Raw genomic sequence first — 18,866 nt, 5'->3', positions numbered from 1 at the left:
CTTGTATATCAGTACTGCTCGACTAGTGGCCGACTCCTGACGCAGCCTGCCGACCACGTTGAAGACTGTTCGAAGGAGTGGGACCTGTGAGCAAGATCGAGCGTGCCGAGGTGTTCGTCGCCTCCCCGGGGCGGACCTTCGTCACTCTGCGCATCACCACGTCGGACGGCGTGACCGGCATCGGCGACGCCACCCTCAACGGCCGTGAGCTCGCCGTCGCGAGCTACCTGCAGGAGCACCTCGTGCCCCTGCTGATCGGCAAGGATCCGGCGCGCATCGAGGACATGTGGCAGTACCTCTACCGGGGCGCGTACTGGCGCCGCGGCCCCGTCACGATGACGGCGATCTCCGCCGTCGACACGGCCCTGTGGGACATCAAGGGCAAGGTCGCCGGCCTGCCGGTCTACCAGCTGCTCGGCGGCCGATCCCGCGACGGCGTCATGGTCTACTCGCACGCCAGCGGCGCGGACGTCCCCGCCCTGCTCGACGATGTCGAGCGGTTCCTCGATCTCGGCTACAAGGCCGTACGCGCCCAGGCCGCCGTCCCGGACGTCGGCGGCAGCTACGGGGTCCGCAAGGGCAAGGTGTACGAGCCGGCCGCGACCTCGCTGCCCGACGAGCAGCCGTGGGACACCGAGGCCTATCTCGGGTTCGCGCCGACCTACCTCGAAGCCGTCCGCGAGCAGTTCGGTTTCGGCTTCCACCTCCTGCACGACATCCACCACCGGCTCACTCCGATCGAGGCGGCCCGCTTCGGCAAGCGGGTCGAGGACTGCCGGCTGTTCTGGATGGAGGACCCGACCCCGGCCGAGAACCAGGAGTCGTTCCGGCTCATCCGGCAGCACACGACGACACCGATCGCGGTGGGCGAGGCGCTGACCTCCATCTGGGACGTCCAGCACCTCATCACCGAGCAGCTCATCGACTACGTACGCACCACGGTCGTCCACGCCGGCGGGATCACGCACCTGCGCCGGATCTTCGACCTGGCCGCGCTCTACCAGGTCCGCACCGGTTCACACGGGGCGACGGACCTCTCGCCGATCACTCTCGCCGCCGCGGTGCACGTCGACATCTCGGTGCCGAACTTCGGCATCCAGGAGTACATGGGCCACGCCGACGAGACCGCGGAGGTCTTCCGCAGCGGAGTGACGTTCTCCGACGGCATGCTGTACCCGTCGGAGGAGCCCGGCCTCGGCGTCGAGTACGACGAGAAGGAGGCCGCGCGCTTCCCCTACGAGGCTCGCTACCTGCCGGTCGCGCGGCGCCTCGACGGTTCGGTGCATGACTGGTGAAGACCTTGACGGCGCCCTCGCTGAGCCGCGCCACACTCGACCGGATCCCTCCCGAGCTGCGCCCTGCCGTCGATCCCCGGCGGCTCCGCCCTCGGGTCGTGCACTTCGGCCTCGGCGCCTTTCACCGGGCACACCAGGCGGTCTACACCGAGAACGCGGCAGCCCGGAGCGACGAGCCGTGGGGCATCGTCGCCGTGGCCCCGAACTCGACGCGGGTGGTCGAGGCGATGCGCGCCCAGGACTGCCTGTACTCGGTGACCGAACGCCACCCGGCGGCCACCGCCACCCGCGCGGTCGGGTCGATCATCGACGCCCTGGGGCTGCGCCCGGACGCCGAGCGGGTCGACGACCTGCTGATCGACCCCGACGTCACCGTGCTGACCCTGACGATCACCGAGAACGGCCACTACCGCCACCCCGGCACCGGCGAGCTCGACACCGGAGCACCGGAGATCGCCGCGGACCTCGCGGCGAAGCGGACGGCGGACATGACCACGGTCGTCGGCCGGCTCGCCGCCGGACTCGCCGCGCGGATGCGGGTCAACGGCGCCCCGATCAGCGTCGTGTCCTGCGACAACATGGCCGCCAATGGCGCCGCGCTCGGCACGGTGGTCCGCGGTTTCGTCGAAGCCTCGTCGTGGCCGGACCGGGAGGCCGTCCTGGACTGGCTGGCCACCTCGGTCGCCTTCCCCGCGACGATCGTCGACCGCATCGTGCCCGCGACGACCGACGCGGACCTGGAGGCGGCCTGGACCGCGCTCGGCGTGCGTGACGAGGTGGCGGTCGTCGGTGAGCCGTACCGGCAGTGGGTTCTGGAGGACTCCTTCGCCGGGCCGCGTCCGCCGTGGGAGTTCGACGGCGCCCTGTTCGTCCCCGACGTCGTGCCGTACCAGCTCACGAAGCTGCGGCTGCTCAACGGGTCCCACTCGGCCCTGGCCTACCTCGGGGCGGCGGCGGGCTGCGCGACGATCGCCGACGTCATGGCGACCGGCTGGGGTGAACGGCTGGTCCGCGCCCTGGGCGCGGAGCTCGCACCGACACTGCCCGCCGGCGGGCCGGACCCGGCCGCGTACACTGACGACCTGGTCGAGCGGTTCCGCAACCCCGGGATGCGGCACCTGCTCCGGCAGATCGGCTCCGACGGCTCCCGGAAGATCCCGGAACGCTGGTTCGGCGCCCTCCGCTCGCTGCGCGCCGCCTCCGCCGGCACTTCGACGCTCGAGCTCGCGCTCGCCGCCTGGGCGAACGCGACCCGGCCCGCCGCCGACGGCGAGCAACTGTTCGGCACGACGGACCCCGCCGCCGCGGAACTGGCCGCCTGCTGGCACGAGACATCCGATCACGAAGACACCATCCGTCGGCTGCTCAGCGTGCTGGGCGCGGCGGACCTGGCCGGGGACGGCGCACTCGTCTCCGGCACCGCCGCCCGGCTCCCCGCACTGCGGGCCGGCGAGATCACGGAGTTCTGATGAAAGACAGCACACAGACGGAGCCCGCGGGCCCCGTGACAAGGACGACCCAGGACCTCGTCAGGGCCGCCATGTCCGGCTGGCTCGGCACGGCGATGGAGTTCATGGACTTCCAGCTCTACTCGCTGGCGGCCGCCATCGTCTTCAACAAGATCTTCTTCCCGGACGTCAGCCCGGCGATCGGGCTGATCGCCGCCATGGCCACCTACGGCGTCGGATACGTCGCCCGGCTGGCCGGCGCCATCTACTTCGGCCGGATGGGCGACCGGATCGGCCGCAAGAAGGTCCTGATCACCACCATCCTGCTGATGGGCGCCTCGACCACGCTGATCGGCGTCCTGCCGACCTACGCGGTGATCGGCATCCTGGCCCCGATCCTGCTGGTCGTCCTGCGGCTCATCCAGGGCTTCGGGGCCGGCGCCGAGATCGCCGGAGCCACGGTCATGCTCGCCGAGTACGCCCCTGTGAAGCGGCGCGGCCTGGTCGCGTCACTGGTGTCGCTCGGCACCAACACCGGCACGCTGGCGGCCTCGGGCCTGTGGGCGATCCTGCTCGCCGTCCTCAGTGAGGAGCAGCTGCTCTCGTGGGGGTGGCGGCTGCCGTTCCTGCTGAGCTTCGCGCTCATGGTCTTCGCGGTCTGGGTACGCCGGAACCTCAAGGAGAGCCCGGTCTTCGAAGAGCGGCCCGACGTCGTGGACGGCGTCGCGATGTCCCGTACCCAGGCCGAGGCCGTCTTCCAGCAGGAGAACAAGAGCGTTCTCGAGGCCGGGCTCCGGCAGCGCAAGGGCAAGGCGTTCTTCCTGGCCCTGGGGCTGAGGTTCGGTCAGGCCGGCAACTCGGGCCTGGTCCAGACCTTCCTCGTCGGCTACCTCGCCACCACGCTGCTCGTCGACCGGTCGATCCCGACCAGCGCCATCGTCTACGGCTCCTTGCTGGGGTTCGTCACCGTGCCGCTGGTCGGCCTGCTCGGCGACCGGTTCGGTCGCCGCCCCATGTACATCGCGGTCACCCTGCTGACCGTCGCCTTCGCGTTCCCGATGATGCTGCTGATCACCTCCGGCAGCACGGCCGCCCTGATGCTGGGCATGATCTTCGGGCTGAACATCGGCGTCCTGAGCCTGTTCTCGCTGGAGAGCGTCACGATGGCCGAGCTGTTCGGCTCCCGGACCCGCTTCACCCAGCTCGCCCTCGCCAAGGAGATCGGCGGCATCCTGGCCACCGCCATCGGCCCGGTCGTCGCGGCGACCCTCACCGCCGTCACCGGCAGCTGGTGGCCCATCGCGGCGATGCTCGTCGTCTACTCCCTCATCACCCTGCTGTCCACGATCCTCGCCCCGGAGACCCGCGGGCGCGACCTGGTCCTTCTGGAGGACGCGGCATGAAGTCCGTCGTCGTGCACGGCCCCGGCGACCTCCGGATCGACGAACGCCCCGATCCGGTGCCTGGCGAAGGAGAGGTCCTCCTCACCATGGAATGGGGCGGGATCTGCGGCTCCGACATCACGTACTGGAAGCACGGGGCCTCCGGGACCGCCGTACTCAAGCATCCGCTGGTGCTCGGGCACGAGGTCGCCGGCCGGATCGCCGGCCTCGGCACGGGTGTCCGCGGTCTCGCGGTGGGCCAGCCGGTCACCGTGCACCCGGCCGAGCTGATCGGTGACGGCCGCCTGCCCGACCGGCTCGCCGGCCGTACGAACCTCTACCCCCGCATCCGCTACTTCGGCTCGGCCGCCTTCGATCCCCACACCGACGGCGTTTTCAGCGAGTACCGCGTGGTCCGCGCGGCCCAGATCCGGCCGCTGCCCGAAGGCGTCGGCACCGAGCATGGCGCCCTCGCCGAGCCCCTGGCCGTGGCGATGCACGCCGTGTCCCGGGCCGGAGACCTGCGTGGGAAGACCGTGCTGGTCAACGGCACCGGCTCGATCGGCTCACTGGTCGTGGCCGCCGCGAAACACCGGGGAGCGGCCACGGTCATCGCCACGGACATCGCCAAGACCTCACTCGCCGTCGCCCGGGCCATGGGCGCGGACGAGACTCTCGACGTCAGCGGCGGCGCGGCGCTCCCCCAGGATGTCGAGCTGGTCTTCGAGGCCTCAGGTGTACCGGCCGCGCTCGGCTCCGTCCTGCGGGCGACGGCCCGCGGCGGCACCCTCGTCCAGGTCGGCAACCTCCCCGGCACGCCCGCTCTCTCAGCCCTCGGCGACCTGGTGACCAGGGAGATCACCTGGATCGGCTCGTACCGCTTCGCCGAGGAGATCGACGAGGCCCTGGACGCGATGCGGGACGGCCTCGACGTCTCCCCGATCATCAGCCACCGCTTCGCCCTCGACCAGGCCGCCGAGGCCCTCGCCGTCGCCGCCGACCCGGCGAGCGGCAGCAGCAAGGTGATGCTGCGGCTGGGCGAGCTCAGCGGCGATTGAGGCCGGACAGCTGCCAGGCCAGACGGTGCCGAACGGCGGGGATCTTCCCCGCCAGCCTCAGGACCAGATTCCGTAGCAGCCGCATTCCGGACGCGGCCGTGGCCAGTGCGGTGAGCGTGCCGGCGAGGGCGACCACCTTCTCGGCCTGCGGCCGCCGGCCGGTGGCGTAGCCGTCGAGCAGGTCGGGCGAGGCGCCCCGCAGCACGCGGGAGAGGGCCTCACCCAGGGAGACGGCGTCGTCGATGCCGAGGTTCATGCCCTGGCCGCCGGCGGGAGAGTGGACGTGCGCGGCGTCGCCGGCCAGCAGGACGCGGTCCTTGCGGTAGGTGCCGGCGATGCGGTGGTGCACGCGGAAGCGAGAGCCCCAGATGACCTCGTGCACGACGGCGGGCTCGGCCTCGGGCCCGCGTTCGTCCAGCAGCCGCTGCACGAACGCGACATCGGGCCGCTGGGGCGCCTGGTCCACCGTGGCGACGATCCGGTAGGACCCGCCGGGCAGCGGCGCGACGACGACCAGCCCCGCGGGCGAGAAGTAGAGGATGACCTCGTCCTGCGGAACACCACCGGAAAGGCGCACGTCGGCGAGCGTGAACGACTCCTCATAGGCGCCCCCGTCGAAGGCGATCCCGGCGCTCTCCCGGACCATGCTGTGCATGCCGTCGGCGCCGATCAGGTAGGCGGCACGGATCCGCCGCCCGTCGTCGAGGGTGGCGGTGACGCCTTCGGCGTCCTGCTCGATGCCGGTCACCGTGACGGGACGCAGCACCTTGCCGCCGAGCTCCGCCAGCCTGGCCAGGAGGAACGCCTCGGTGTCCGCCTGGGAGATCATCAGGGTGTAGGGGAAGGGCGTGTCCAGGCCGTCGAACGGCACCGGGACGAGCACGCGGTCCCGGTCGCGGATGGTGAAGCGCGGGATGTGGAGGCCGTGCGCGGTCATCGCCGGCACCACGCCGTACGGCTTGAGCAGTTCGAGGGTACGCGGGTGCACGACGGCGGCTCTGGAGGTGTTGAGGCTCTCGGCCTGCGTGTCCACGATCGTGACCTGGTGACCCTGCTGGGTCAGGACGATCGCCGCGGTGAGCCCGACGGGGCCGGCCCCAACGATCAGTACGTCCGCATCCATTGCTCCTCCTTGGTCAACGCTTGTTGGCATAAAGCTAACCGCGGGCGAATTGGATGTCAACAGGTGTTGGCCTACACTTGTTGACATGAGGAGATCTTCGGAGCAGACCAAGGCGCTCATCCTGGCCGCGGCCCGCGAGCGCTTCGCCGCGGACGGCTATGAGCGGGCGACGATCCGGGCCATCGCCACCGACGCGCGGATCGACCCCGCGATGGTCATGCGGTACTTCGGCAACAAGGAGAAGCTGTTCGCCGTGGCGGCCGAGTTCGACCTGCGCCTGCCCGATCTGACCGGCATCGACCGTGAGCAGGTGGGCGCCGCCCTGGTGCGCCATTTCCTCGACCGCTGGGAGGCCGACGACGCGCTTCAGGCGCTCCTGCGTACCGCTGTCACCAACGAGGCCGTCGCCGAACGCATGCGCGCCATCTTCGCCGAGCAACTCGCCCCGCTGGTCGTCAGGCTGACCGGCGACCCCGAGCAGACGCCGACCCGCGCCGCGCTGGTCGGCGCCCAGATTCTGGGCATCGCGCTGGTGCGGTACATCCTCGCCTTCCCGCCCGCGCGGCAGATGTCCGGCGACGAGACGGTCGCCTGGCTCGGCCCGACGATCCAGCGCTATCTCACCGGCCCCGCCCCGGCATAGCCGAGCACGCCGAGCTCGGCCATGCCAGCGGGCTTTCACAGGGGCGGGCTTTCACAGGTGGGTGACGAACCAGTCCGTGGCCAGGCGGGCCACCTCCTCCAGCGTGCCGGGCTCCGCGAACAGGTGTGACGCGCCCGCCACGATCTCCAGCCGGACCTCGCCGGGCAGCCGCTGCCGCGCCCAGCGGTTGAGGTCGATGACCACCGCGTCGTCGCCGCCGACGATGAGCAGGGTGGATTGGCGCACCTCGGCGAGAAAGTCGCCGGCCAGATCGGGCCGACCCCCTCGGGAGACGACGGTACGCACCACATCGGGCCGCTCCGCCGCGGCGACCAGGGCCGCGGCGGCGCCGGTGCTGGCGCCGAAGAGCCCGATGCCGAGGCCCGCGGTCCTGGAGTCGCCCCCGGCCCAGTCGGTCAGCGCGGCCACGCGGCCGGCGAGCAGGCCGATGTCGAACCTGAGCTCACCGGTCACGGCGTCGCGCCGTTCCTCCGCCGCGGTCAGCAGGTCGGCCAGCACGGTGACCAGACCGGCGGCCTGGAGCTGCGCCGCGACGTAGCGGTTGCGCGGGCTGTGCCGGCCGCTGCCGCTGCCGTGCGCGAACAGCACCACCCCGCGCGGCTCACCGGGCACGGCGACGTCGGCGTCCAGCGCCACGTCACCGACCGGGATCCGCACCCCGGCTTCCGCGATGTCCACGGTCTCCCCTTCCCCAGGGGGCATGCTCTGCGTCTCCTCCCCTTTCCGCCCTTGGGCAATCACCGCTTATCTCACCCTTTACGCGAATTACCTGGATCACGCGTACTGCAGCCCTCCGATTCCCCGGCTTCGTGAACCATCTGAACGTCTCACGTCAAGTACGGGTGTTCCCGAATTCGCATGGAAAGGCTGCCTATGGAGGGATCAACAGCGACCGCAGGGAGCGCGGATGCGGCCCTGATGAGCCGGTCGTTGCTCGAGCCGGAGGTCTTCGCCGAGATCTTCGACCGATACGCCCCGGCGCTCCATCGCTTCGCCTCCCGACGGCTCGGCGACGAGGCTGCCGACGACGTCGTCTCGGAGACCTTTCTGACCGCCTTCCAGCATCGGCGCCGCTACAACTCCGGGTACGGCGACGCTCGCCCCTGGTTGTACGGCATCGCGACCAACGTCATTCGCCATCGCCGCCGTACCGAGCTGTCGCACTACCAGGCGACCATGCTCGACGGCGCCCGGCCGACGTCGGCCGGGCTGGTGGAGGACGGGGTGACGACGCTGGCGGTGAACCGCCCGCTGGTCTCGGCGATCGCCGGGCTCAAGCCGGGCGATCGCGACGTGCTGCTGCTGGTGGCGTGGGCGGAGTTCACCTACGAGGAGACGGCCAGAGCGCTGTCCATCCCGGTCGGCACGGTGCGCTCGCGGCTCAATCGGGCGAGAACCCAGGTCCGAACAGCGTTGGAGGCAAACCATGGATGAAATGACCCAGGTCAAGCAGCTCTTGGCAGACAAGCTCGAACCGGACCGGCAGCACCTGGCACCCCTGCGCGCGTCCCTGCTGGAGGAGGCGCGGCGGCCGCCTACCCGCCGATTCGCAGGATCGCTACGGCTGGCGGTGGCCGGTGTGGCGGTGACGGCGGTGACGGCGGGCACGGTCATATTCCTGCAGGGCGCGGCGCCGGCCAGCGCACAGGAGGTGCTGCGGCAGGCGGCCGAAGCGGCACAGGAGCAGCGCGACCTCACGCCCGGGCCGGACCAGTATGTCCACACCCTCTTCCAGCAGCAACAGATTCAGGTCCAGAACGGCAAAGGCGAACTGGTCAACCGCATGCAGGAGCGCTGGGAACCCGCCGCAGGCCCCAAGCCGTGGTTGCTGCGTGAGCGCGAAACCAGCCGGGCGGACGTGCCGGGAATGCCACGCGCCACGTTCCCCCACACGACCGAGGTGAGCGACAGCTTCTTCAAGACCGACTGCGAGCAGGCACCCAGCGGCGAGCTGACCTACGCCGGCATGGCCGGCATCACCCCTGACCAAATGCGCAAGAAGGTCGCCGCCGGGGGGCCCGACATCTGGAACACGGTCAGCATGTTGATCCGCGCCGCCGCGGTCCGGCCGAGCGTGACCCCGGAGCTCTACAAGATCGCCGCCGAGGTCAAGGGCATCAAGCTGATCCCCGAGACGGTCGACGCCATCGGCCGTCCCGGCATCGGGGTCACGCTGGAGAAGAACGGCGCCCGCAGCATCATGATCTTCGATCGCGAGACCTACCGCTACCTCGGCGAGCGCTTCGAGGTGCTCGACCCGAAGAAGTTCGCCGTCGCGGGACTCGACCTTGACGAGAAGACGGCGAACAACCCGAAGCTCCGGCTGATCACCGTCAACTCCAGCGCCCTGGTCGCCGTGAACGTGGCCGACGGGCTCCCCCGGCTGTCGGCGAACGCCGCCACCTCCAAGATCCCCTGCTGACCACCGGTACGGCCGGGCCGCTTCCCTGGCCATCAGCGCTCAGCCGTACCGGAGACCAGGCAGTAACCATCGACGACGAGAGAGCAGATGAACTTAACCCACGGAACCCTCGCCATGATCGTGGCGGGATCACTTATCTCAGGCGGCGCCACGAGCGCCGCGCAGGCAGCCGAGCCGGTACGTCCCGTGACCGGGGTGTCGGGTTCGGTGACACTGCTGACCGGCGACCGGGTGACCGTCGCGGCGAACGGCTACCGAATCGAGCCGGGGCCGGGCCGGAAGGTCCGCTTCGATGTCCAGCGCCGTCAAGGCCACCTCAACATCATTCCGGAGGACGCGAAACGGTTGCTGGCCCAGGGCCTGCTGGACGAGCGGTTGTTCGACGTCACGCAGTTGCTCACGTGGAGGTACGGCGACGCCGAGAAGGCGGAGATCCCGCTGATCGTGCAGTCCGCCGAGGGGAAGGCGGCGAAGGCGCTCAGCGGGACCCAGGACGCCACGGAACTGGCCGGACTGGGACTGGCCAGCGTAAGCGTCGTCAAGGCCAAGACCGGCCAGACCTGGCAGGGCTTGGTCGGCAGTGCCCGATCACTGGCCGCGGGCAAGTCGAAGATCTGGCTCGACGGCAAGCGCCCCTTCGTCCTTGACCAGAGCGTCAAGCAGATCGGAGCTCCACAGGCGTGGCAACAGGGGCTGACCGGAGCCGGTGTCACGGTCGCCGTGCTGGACTCCGGTTACGACGCCACCCACCCCGATCTCAAAGACGTGGTCACGCAGTCGCGGAACTTCTCCGACGACCCCGACACCACCGACCACGTCGGCCACGGCACCCATGTCTCCTCCATCGTGGCGGGCGCCGGGGAGAAGTATCGGGGTGTCGCACCGGGCGCGAAGATCGCCTTTGGCAAGGTCGGCGGGGAATTCGCCAGCGAATCGGCATTGCTGGCGGGCATGGAGTGGGCCGCCACCGAGGTCAAGGCGAAGATCGTCAACATGAGCATCGGCGGCTACGACAGCCCCGGCATCGACCCGTTGGAACAGGCCGTCAACACCTTGTCGGAGCGTACCGGGGTGTTGTTCGTCATCGCGGCGGGCAACGACGAATCGCCCGGCTCGATCAACAGCCCGGGCAGCGCCGACGCGGCGCTGACGGTCGGCGCCGTCGACAAGTCCGATCGGATGGCCAGTTTCTCCAGCCGCGGCCCCAGATCGGGCGATCACGCGATCAAGCCCGACGTGACCGCTCCCGGCGTCGACATCACGGCGGCGGCCGCGCAGGGCACGGCGGACGGTCTCTACGTCACCCACAGCGGCACCTCCATGGCGGCGCCGCATGTCGCGGGCGCGGCGGCGATCCTCGCCCAGCGGCACCCGGACTGGAGCGGTGCGCAGCTCAAGGCCGCGCTCATCGGCAGCGCCGCTCCGCAGGCCGGCGCCACGCACTTCGACCAGGGAGCCGGGCGCGTCGACGTGGTTCGCGCGATCGGCCAGCAGGTCTTCGCCACTCCCGCGAACATCGGCGCGGTCTTCCGCTGGGACGGATCCAGTGAGCGACAGGCGACCAAGGAGATCACCTACACCAACGCCGGCGACTCTCCGGTCACGCTGGACCTCACCGTGGACAGCACCGTGCTGCGCACCTCGGCACAGCGGGTCGACGTACCCGCCAAGGGCACGGCATCCGTCACCGTGACAATCGATGTGACCGGCAAGACACCGGGTGACTACCCGGGCACGATCACGGCCAGATCGGGTGACCTCCTCGTCCGTACCGTCGCCACCGCGTACGCCGAGCCGGAATCCTACGGCGTGACGGTCAGCGCCCTCGGAGCCGACGGCAGGCCCACTGACGCGGTCGGGCAGTTCTACAACAGCAAGGGCGAGCGCCACCAGATGGTCCTGGCCGGCGACGCGTCGGACACCTACCGGCTCCCTGCCGGTGACTGGAACCTGTACGTGGACATCTACGAAGACGACCGCGTGACCACCACGCACCTGCCGGTGAAGGTCGCCGAACACGATACGGAGGTGGTGCTCGACACGCGCAAGGCCAAACCGATCAGGTTCACCGTGGACGATCCCACCGCCGTCACCAGTGGGTGGGTCGAAATGTGGGTGATCAACGGCTCGTGGGGCCTCGGCTGGTCCGGAGGCGCCCCGGATCCGAGCGCCAGGTACTTCGTGCTCGCCTCCAAGCAACCTGGACTGAAGTACGTCACCAGGATGCATTTTCACAAGAAGGACGCCTCTCCTACCCCGTACCGCTACGACCTGGTGGACGAACGGCGCGACGGCATCCCCGAAGACCCGACGTACACAGCCAGGGTGAAAGACCTGGACAAGGTGACCACGACCTTCCGCGGTGCTGGAACGGCCGCGAAGGGCGACTACTTCGCGGCGGTCGTCCCCGACGACAGCATGCCGGACGGATTCCTGACTCCTACGAAGGACGTGCCGCTGCCGGGCACGCTGACGGAATATCGGACGCGAGGCTACAAGTGGTCCAGCGCTCTGCAGGTCGGCGAGTCCATGGTCATGGGAGCCGCCAAGCCCATCGGCAGCGGCGATGACCGGCAGACGTGGGGCGTCGCGGTGAGCGGACCGTCCTTCGCCACCCTGGGAGCCTGGCGGGAGAAGGACACGGTGACCTTCGACGGCGCCCGGCTGCTCTCCGAGGGCGTGCCCGGCCGGGTCGGCATGGACGGCGCGGCCACCGGCACCATCAGCCTCGCCAAGGGCGACCAGGTCATCTCCAAGGTCGACTACACCAAGTGCGGGCTGTGGGACTCGGATGCGTGCCGGTTGACCGCCGACCTCCCCGCGGAGCCCGCCACGTACACGCTCAGCGCGACGGCCGGCAGGCAGGTGCCGTACTCCACGCTGTCCACCAAGGTGGAATCAACGTGGACGTTCCGCTCGGCGAGCACTTCGACGCGGGAAGCGCTCGCGCTGACAGCGGTCCGCTACGCTCCGACGGGGCTGGACGAGTACAACCGCGCCAAGCCCGGATCATCCACCCGGCTACCGATCTGGATCGAACGCAACCCTGGAGCTCCCTCGGCGGCCGTGAAGTCCATCCGCCTGCAGATGTCCGTCGATGACGGAGCGACCTGGCAGAACATCCCAGTCAGGGCCGAGGGATCGGGCTGGACGGCACGGGTGACCAATCCGCGCACGGCAGGCTTCGTGTCCCTGCGCGCCACGTCGAGCGACACCGCGGGCAGCACCGTCAGCCAGACCATTCACCGCGCCTACGCGGTCGGGTAGGCCACTCACGCCGTGACCGCTCCCCGATGACCGCAGAACATCGGGGAGCGGTCTTGGCGGGCCCCGGATGGCAGGCGGCAACCGGTTCGGCAGCACGCCGGCCAACTCTGGCAGGATTGACGCGAGATCTGCGCTCGTTACCGGGCAAACTGGAACCGCGCGAATGAAGATCGTTACCCAGCCAGGAAGGTCGGAGATGGCGGCGAGCACAATTGATTACAGCGGTCCGGGCCCCTTCACCCGTCTTGATGCCGATCAGTTGCCACTCACCAAACGTCTGCCGATCACCCCGGTCGACATCTGCGAGATCGCCCAAGGCCTCGTCATCCAACCGCACGATGCCGCCTCCCTGCCGGTCCCCCAGGAACGCCTGGCCGAGAAGAGCCTCCGCGGCATCAGCGACATCATCCGATCGCTCACCAGCCTCGACCCCGCTCCACTGGATGTCCCACGCCCCGCGCACCTGCGAGTAGTAGGTACGTGCCGCCATTTCGCCCTGCTCAGCTGCGCCCTTCTCCGCCTCCAGGGCATCCCGGCTCGCGCCCGCTGCGGCTTCGCCACGTACTTCGTCCCCGGCAAGAGCGTCGACCACTGGATCACGGAGTACTGGCACACCGACGAGCACCGTTGGGTCCGTATCGACACCGAGATCCTCGGCGGCCAGAACCTGGTCGCCGCCCCCGAAGACCTGGCCGACGGAGAGTTCCTGACCGGCGGCGAAGCCTGGAGCCTCTATCGGCAAGGCGCGGCCGACCCTGACTCGTTCGGCGTCGCGGGAGTCGCGCACGCGTGGGGAGTCGGCGAAATCCGCGGCAACGCGATCCGCGACCTGGCGGCCCTTCAGAAGATCGAAATGCTGCCGTGGGACGAATGGGGCCGCATGGAGGCTTCCTACCAGGGCGCCACCGGTCCCGATTACGACTCGCTCATGGACGCGATCGCCACGACCTGCGCCGCCGACGACCCCGAGGCCATGGCTCGGCTCTACGAGAGCGAAGACCTTGAAGTCCCGACGCACATGATCCGCTGACAAGGCAAGGTGGCATCATGACCAAAACCCTGATCGACCTCGATGACGAAGCACTGGCCGAAGCCGCGAAGCTGCTCGGCACCTCATCCAGGGAGGACACGGTCAACACTGCTCTACGAGAGGTCGTTGACCGACACAGACGGGCAGCGGCCGTGGCTCGTATGCGGGCGATGGTCGCGGAGGGTGAGATCGACTTCTCGGTCCTGGGCAAGGGTGATGGCGCACGAGACGCCTCATCTAATACAGCTGGATACGGGTGATGACGCAGTGCGGCTCTGCCGCATCTGCCACGACGACGTACTCGGCGACGCCCAAGTGTCCATCCTTACCGAGCGGGACCCTGCACTGTTGCGGCCACTGAGCAGAAGCAGTATGTCCGGACACATCGCCTTTTGTCTCGTTGATCTCAACGGACAGCGCGACTATTGCCGAGAACAATGTAGGGCTGATCTGTGGATCCGCCAGGAGCCCCGCGACTCCCTCGGAGAAATAACAGGGCCACCCCTCCTCTTGGGGCTCACTCAAGGGGCAGGCCCTGCCGCTCACGGCGAGCAAGGACATCCGCGAAAGTGACGACAGGCAAGGTGCCCTCCAGCGCGGCGCTGCGAATCTGATCGGCATCGGGATCAGTGTCGAGCATCGCCTCACACCACCAACGGCGCAGGATCGCCTCGGCTTGGTCCAGAGGCGCCGTCCCGAGTTCGCGGTAGAACTCCATCCGCCGCCCGCCTTGAAGGGCGGTGGCGATCCCATCGACGGTACGCGGAACCCGGGACTCCCCGGGAACGTGCGGGTGGACAGGCTGAGCACTCATGCCGCCAGGATAACCGCAGGGGTGACGTTGTATCAGGAAGAGACAGGATGAAATCTCAGCACCAACGAGGCCTGTTGTACATCGTCGGCCCCACCGCGCAGCGGCAGCGGTACGGCGGCGCGCCCGCGTGAGCCCTGACACCGGCGCGGGTCAGCGGCGGCCGGAGGCGCAGCTGACGCAGGTCTTGGTGGCCGGGAGGATCATCAGGCGCTCGAAGGCGATGCGCTGCCCGCATCTCGCGCAGCTCCCGTAACTGCCATCGCGTAGCCGCTCGAAGGCCAGGTCCAGTTCGGCGAGGTGGCTCAGGGCCTGGTCGAGGAGGGCTTGGACGTGGGCCCGCTCGAAGGCGGTGGACGTTCCCTCGGGGTCGTGCTCGTCGTCGGAGGCGGTCAGCGCCGACGATGTGACGATCTCCTCCCGGTCACGGCCCAGGATGGCGACGCGGGCCGTGGTCCTCTGGCGGTCCGCGTCGAGCAGTTCTCGGATGGTCGCCTGCTCTGAGGCGGAAAGCACCCGATGGCGGTCGGACATCACACTTCTTCACCTTCCCCTCAGCCCGCGCTCATGCCTCTCGGGAAACTTTGTCTCCGCTGTTGACGATATTCCTCGCCCGGTCTATCGTCGTCTCCGCCAGAGACAATGTTCAAGGCGTGGTAGTCATAGGATCCCAAGGAGGCCGTACAGACAAGTTGGTGCATCATGACCGAGCACTACCTCGGCGGAGTCGGCATCGCCGAGGCGCTGGGGGTGAGCCGGCACGCGGTGCACAAGTGGCGCTCCCGCTACCCGAGTGATTCGAGTCATCCGTTTCCCGAGCCCGACGTCGAGATCGACGGAGTTCCCGGGTGGCGGGCCGACCGACTGGACGAGATCGTGCGCTGGCGCAACGGCCTGCCCGGCCGTGGCGCGGGCGGAGGCCGTCCTTCCGCCGCACGTCAGGAGTACCTCAAGCACGCGGCGGCGCGTGGCCTGGAGCGGGGCGAGGCGCTGCGCGCGCTCCTCACGTTCACCGAAGAGTTTCCCGAGATGACCGAGCCGGAGCTCTGCGCCTGGCTCATCGAGAAATGGCGCAGCTAGCGGTTCCCGGCACCACCACAAAGACCGGAAGGCGATGAAGCATGCCCGAAATCGGCGGGGAGATCGCACCAGGATTCGAAGAAGTGCGTACGGCATTCGCCGCCAATCTGGCCGGCGACCAGGAAGTGGGCGCGGCCGTCGGCGTCTACCTGCGCGGTCGCAAAGTCGTCGACCTGTGGGGCGGAATCGCCGATCCCGAGACCGGCCGCCGCTGGGAGCGCGACACCCTGCAGGTCGTCTACTCCACCACCAAGGGCATCACCGCCGCCTGCGCGCACCTGCTGGCCCAGCGCGGCGAACTCGACCTCGACGCACCCGTGGCCGACTACTGGCCGGAGTTCGCGGCGAACGGCAAGGACCGCATCCCCGTCCGCTGGCTGCTCACCCACCAGGCGGGACTGCCTGCGATCGACCACCCGATCACCCCGGCCCAGGCGATCGCCTGGGAGCCGATGGTGACCGCGCTGGCCGCCCAGCGCCCCTCCTGGGAGCCGGGCACCGAACATGGCTACCACGGGCACACCTACGGCTGGCTGGTCGGAGAGGTCGTTCGCCGGGTGACCGGCCGCAGCCTCGGCACGTTCCTCGCCGAGGAGATCGCCGCGCCGCTCGACCTGGACCTGTGGATCGGGCTGCCGAAAGCCGAGCGGCATCGGGTCAGCCGGATCATCGCCGACGCGCCCGACCTGGAGGCCATGGCCGGCCTCGACCTGGACACCCTTCCCGAATCCGTACGCGAGATGATGAGAGCCTTCGCCGACCCGACGTCGTTGACCGTGCGGTCGTTGATGGGCGTCATCACGCCGCCGCTGGACCACAACGACCCCGACGAGCAGTCCGCCGAGATGCCCTCGACCAACGGCATCTGCACGGCCCGCGCGCTGGCCCGCTTCTACGCCGCGCTCATCGGCGAGGTCGACGGGCACCGCGTCCTCTCCCCCGAGACCTTGGCCGCGGCGACCGCGGAGCAGGTCAGTGGTATCGACCGCATCCTGCGGGTACCCGTCCGGATCGGCACCGGTTTCGGGCTGCCGACGCCCGACGCCTTCTGGTACAGCCCGACCGCCTTCGGGTTCCCCGGCTACGGCGGATCGCTCGGCTTCGCCGACCCGGCGAGCGGCCTCGCGTTCGGCTATGTCATGAACCACATTCAGGAGGGCGTACCGGACGGGAGAGCCGCCAACCTCCTTGAGGCGGTCCACCGCGCCATGAAGATCTAGACTTGCGGGCGTCCCGCATCACTTTCCGCTGGTTCTGGAGGCCTTTGTGGCGATGCCCAAGAAGGGGTCACGGCTCATCACCGTCGACGGCACCGCCTTCCGCTGGCGGGTCAGCCACAAGCCCACGTACCACAAAAGCACCGGCTCCAGTCCCCTCACCTTCGTCGTCGAGCGAGCCCAGGAGCCGGGAAGCGTTCTCATGGTGTCTCTCTCCTGCGCCCGGCCGGACAACTGGAACGGCGAGCGAACGATCGCGGTCCGTCCCGTCCTCGTCGCGGGCTGCGTCCGGCGAGCCGTCGAACAAGGATGGAACTCCGGTCAGTCAGGCTCGACGTTCACCCTCACCGTCACCGAGGACGAACTGGCCGAGCTCCTGGGCGAAGCGCCGCAGTATCTGATCCCCTTCCTCTGGGGCATGATGCCGGAAGGCGGTGGCATCAGAGATCTTCCTCGATGCAGGCAGATCTGGAGCCGCGACGAACAGGCGGGCACTACCAAGCCCGCGTGAAGTGCACTTCCCAGAAGCCCTTGTCGCCGGTTTCGAGTTCGGCCAGCCTCCGGACCGGCCGGCCCGCCCCGTCGAGTACGTCGACCTTCCCACCCCCGTACGCGATGAGATGGTCCTCGTTGAACCAGCCCCACAGCACGCTGCCCGTGGGCAGCGGCACCCGGGCCTGGCGTCGGCCGGTGGCGGTGTCGAGCAGGCAGGCGGCGGCGGGCTTGCCCGGACAGATCGCGGCCAGCCGGCGGCCCGAGGGGGAGAACCACTCGTCGGTGTCGACGGCCGCGGCGGCGTCCGGATAGGTGCGCAGGACGGTGCCGTTGAGGGAGTACGCGCGGATCTGTGTCCTGCCGGCCATCCGGACGACCCCGGAGCCGTCCGGGAGCCACAGGTAGGGCTGGGTGCCGGTGCCCGGCGTGCCGATCCGGGTGAGCGTGCCGCGCCGCGCGGCGACGTCCACGACGATCGGGCCCACGGCGTCCTTGTCCGAGTACGCCGTCAGCAGCAGCCGCCTGCCGTCCCTGGACCATTGCGGAGATTTCACGTGGAGCGAGGGATCCACGGTGGGGACGGAGAACTGCCGTCCCGTCGTACATTCGGTGAACCGCACCTCATTGGCGTCCTCGCCCGCGTACTGCGGAAAGGCGTAGACGCCGGCGAACATGGTGCCGTCCGGTGACAGGACCGTGTTCCGGTAGTCGGCGAGTTGCTGGAACGTGTTGGTTCCGCGCCCGGGATCCTTGGCCAGGCAGTCCGCGACCACCCCGCGCAGCTGCTCATCGAGCATGTCCAGGTCGGGATCCGCACGCAGGACCCGGTTCGTCGTCGCCGACATCGAGCCGCCATCGAACGGCGACCGCCCACTCGCGGCGAAGACCATCGTCGCCGCCCAGGCGAACATGTCCGCGGCGGGCCCGGCCGGCTCCCCGGCGAAGTGCTCAGGAGCCAGGTAGGCCAGCGACTCCACCCTCCGGGTCTCGTCCTCGGCGGTGGCCACCACCGCCCCGGCGACGCCGGTATTGATCACGGTGGGACCATCCGGCCCGAGCAGCACGTTGTCCGGCCCGAACGCGTCATGCACCATCCCGGCCTGATGAATCGCCACCAGCGCGGTCATCGTCGAGATCGCCAGCCGGTGCAGCGCCGCACCACGCAGCGGCCCCGACTCGGCGACCGTCCGCTCCAGCGTGTCGCCGTCCACGAACTCCATCACGATGTACGGCAGGCCGTCCGCCACACCGCTGTCGATGATCTGGACGGTGTGGTAGGCGTCGGGCAGCCGCGCCTTCTGGACGGCCGCCAAGACCTCGGCGGATCGAGACCGGAACACCTTGATCGCGACACGCTCTCCCGTGTCGCTTCTGGCCAGGTAGACGCTGTCACCGGCCAGCGGTCCGTCGATGCTGTACTCGCCCAGTCTTCGGGGGTCCCCCGGGCGCGGCGAAGCCACCTCAGGCATGCACGCCTCCGGCCTCCGGTTGAGACAACCGTAGATCAATCACGACCAGGCTGCCGGATTTCCTCTTTTCGGTCGAGACGGACAAGGCGCTGACAAGCTCCGTAT

18 protein-coding genes are annotated in these 18,866 nt (G+C 69.3%); 13 read left to right on the top strand and 5 right to left on the bottom strand.

Annotation, left to right across the window (positions count from 1 at the left end; genetic code table 11):
• The first annotated feature begins 86 nt into the window (after nt 1-86).
• The 4 genes from manD to KME78_RS45835 are packed head-to-tail and all read left to right on the top strand — an operon-like array spanning nt 87 to nt 5,183.
• Nucleotides 87-1,295, top strand: coding sequence for a D-mannonate dehydratase ManD (gene manD, locus KME78_RS45850; protein WP_219536251.1), 1,209 nt, complete (start codon nt 87-89; stop codon nt 1,293-1,295).
• Nucleotides 1,292-2,764, top strand: coding sequence for a mannitol dehydrogenase family protein (locus KME78_RS45845; RefSeq protein WP_219536250.1), 1,473 nt, complete (start codon nt 1,292-1,294; stop codon nt 2,762-2,764). Before manD ends, KME78_RS45845 begins: the two co-directional genes overlap by 4 nt.
• The gene (locus KME78_RS45840; protein ID WP_219536249.1) at nt 2,764-4,146 is read left to right on the top strand and encodes an MFS transporter; all 1,383 of its coding nucleotides are present in this window, start codon (nt 2,764-2,766) and stop codon (nt 4,144-4,146) included. The genes KME78_RS45845 and KME78_RS45840 overlap by 1 nt, the downstream gene beginning before the upstream one ends.
• On the top strand, nt 4,143-5,183 hold the full coding sequence (locus KME78_RS45835) for an L-idonate 5-dehydrogenase (RefSeq protein WP_219536247.1): 1,041 nt from the start codon (nt 4,143-4,145) through the stop codon (nt 5,181-5,183). The genes KME78_RS45840 and KME78_RS45835 overlap by 4 nt, the downstream gene beginning before the upstream one ends.
• Here the strand turns inward: KME78_RS45835 and KME78_RS45830 are convergent.
• Nucleotides 5,170-6,306 carry an FAD-dependent oxidoreductase gene (locus KME78_RS45830; protein ID WP_219536245.1) on the bottom strand — a complete coding sequence of 379 codons (1,137 nt, stop codon included), beginning with the start codon at nt 6,304-6,306 and terminating at the stop codon, nt 5,170-5,172. The two genes, KME78_RS45835 and KME78_RS45830, sit on opposite strands and share 14 nt — an antisense overlap.
• Nucleotides 6,307-6,391: 85 nt before the next feature.
• Between KME78_RS45830 and KME78_RS45825 the strand changes: the two genes are divergently transcribed.
• Complete coding sequence (locus tag KME78_RS45825) at nt 6,392-6,949, top strand: TetR/AcrR family transcriptional regulator (RefSeq protein ID WP_219536243.1); 558 nt, start codon at nt 6,392-6,394, stop codon at nt 6,947-6,949.
• Nucleotides 6,950-7,000: 51 nt separating this feature from the next.
• Here KME78_RS45825 and KME78_RS45820 read toward each other — a convergent pair whose 3' ends face one another.
• Entirely contained in the window at nt 7,001-7,672 is a 672-nt protein-coding gene (locus KME78_RS45820) for a dienelactone hydrolase family protein (protein ID WP_246653383.1), read from the bottom strand.
• A 216-nt stretch (nt 7,673-7,888) separates the two neighbouring features.
• On the opposite strand from KME78_RS45820, the gene KME78_RS45815 reads away from it, so the two are divergent.
• The 5 genes from KME78_RS45815 to KME78_RS45795 all read left to right on the top strand — a co-directional run bounded on the left by KME78_RS45815 (nt 7,889) and on the right by KME78_RS45795 (nt 13,949).
• Nucleotides 7,889-8,404, top strand: a complete 516-nt coding sequence (locus KME78_RS45815; protein ID WP_246653382.1) for an RNA polymerase sigma factor — start codon at nt 7,889-7,891, stop codon at nt 8,402-8,404.
• On the top strand, nt 8,397-9,392 hold the full coding sequence (locus KME78_RS45810) for a CU044_5270 family protein (protein WP_219536241.1): 996 nt from the start codon (nt 8,397-8,399) through the stop codon (nt 9,390-9,392). The genes KME78_RS45815 and KME78_RS45810 overlap by 8 nt, the downstream gene beginning before the upstream one ends.
• 87 nt (nt 9,393-9,479) lie before the next feature.
• The gene (locus tag KME78_RS45805) at nt 9,480-12,659 is read left to right on the top strand and encodes a S8 family serine peptidase (protein WP_219536240.1); all 3,180 of its coding nucleotides are present in this window, start codon (nt 9,480-9,482) and stop codon (nt 12,657-12,659) included.
• A 196-nt stretch (nt 12,660-12,855) separates the two neighbouring features.
• Nucleotides 12,856-13,689 carry a transglutaminase-like domain-containing protein gene (locus tag KME78_RS45800; protein WP_219536239.1) on the top strand — a complete coding sequence of 278 codons (834 nt, stop codon included), beginning with the start codon at nt 12,856-12,858 and terminating at the stop codon, nt 13,687-13,689.
• 17 nt (nt 13,690-13,706) lie between these two features.
• Nucleotides 13,707-13,949 (top strand): type II toxin-antitoxin system VapB family antitoxin, encoded by a 243-nt coding sequence (locus KME78_RS45795; protein ID WP_219536238.1) that lies wholly within the window; start codon nt 13,707-13,709, stop codon nt 13,947-13,949.
• A gap of 257 nt (nt 13,950-14,206) precedes the next feature.
• Here KME78_RS45795 and KME78_RS45790 read toward each other — a convergent pair whose 3' ends face one another.
• A complete protein-coding gene (locus KME78_RS45790) occupies nt 14,207-14,407 on the bottom strand; it encodes a hypothetical protein (RefSeq protein WP_219536237.1) in 201 nt (66 codons plus the stop codon).
• Nucleotides 14,408-14,653: 246 nt separating this feature from the next.
• Nucleotides 14,654-15,034, bottom strand: a complete 381-nt coding sequence (locus KME78_RS45785; RefSeq protein ID WP_219536236.1) for a TraR/DksA family transcriptional regulator — start codon at nt 15,032-15,034, stop codon at nt 14,654-14,656.
• Nucleotides 15,035-15,202: 168 nt separating this feature from the next.
• Between KME78_RS45785 and KME78_RS45780 the strand changes: the two genes are divergently transcribed.
• Genes KME78_RS45780 through KME78_RS45770 form a run of 3 tightly spaced genes read left to right on the top strand, consistent with a single transcriptional unit; the run spans nt 15,203 to nt 17,308 of the window.
• A complete protein-coding gene (locus KME78_RS45780) occupies nt 15,203-15,580 on the top strand; it encodes a hypothetical protein (RefSeq protein ID WP_219536235.1) in 378 nt (125 codons plus the stop codon).
• 41 nt (nt 15,581-15,621) lie between these two features.
• The gene (locus KME78_RS45775; RefSeq protein WP_219536234.1) at nt 15,622-16,800 is read left to right on the top strand and encodes a serine hydrolase domain-containing protein; all 1,179 of its coding nucleotides are present in this window, start codon (nt 15,622-15,624) and stop codon (nt 16,798-16,800) included.
• Nucleotides 16,801-16,846: 46 nt separating this feature from the next.
• Entirely contained in the window at nt 16,847-17,308 is a 462-nt protein-coding gene (locus KME78_RS45770) for a hypothetical protein (RefSeq protein WP_219536233.1), read from the top strand.
• Here KME78_RS45770 and KME78_RS45765 read toward each other — a convergent pair.
• Nucleotides 17,292-18,761: a serine/threonine protein kinase gene (locus tag KME78_RS45765; protein WP_219536232.1), complete on the bottom strand. Its 1,470-nt coding sequence runs from the start codon at nt 18,759-18,761 to the stop codon at nt 17,292-17,294. The genes KME78_RS45770 and KME78_RS45765 overlap by 17 nt on opposite strands.
• Between the last annotated feature and the right edge of the window lie 105 nt (nt 18,762-18,866).

It is taken from the genome of Nonomuraea guangzhouensis (genome assembly GCF_019396345.1).
Taxonomy (GTDB): Bacteria; Actinomycetota; Actinomycetes; order Streptosporangiales; family Streptosporangiaceae; genus Nonomuraea; species Nonomuraea guangzhouensis.
The sequence above is the reverse complement of the archived record's forward strand: the minus strand, read 5'-3'. Positions and strand labels throughout refer to the sequence as shown.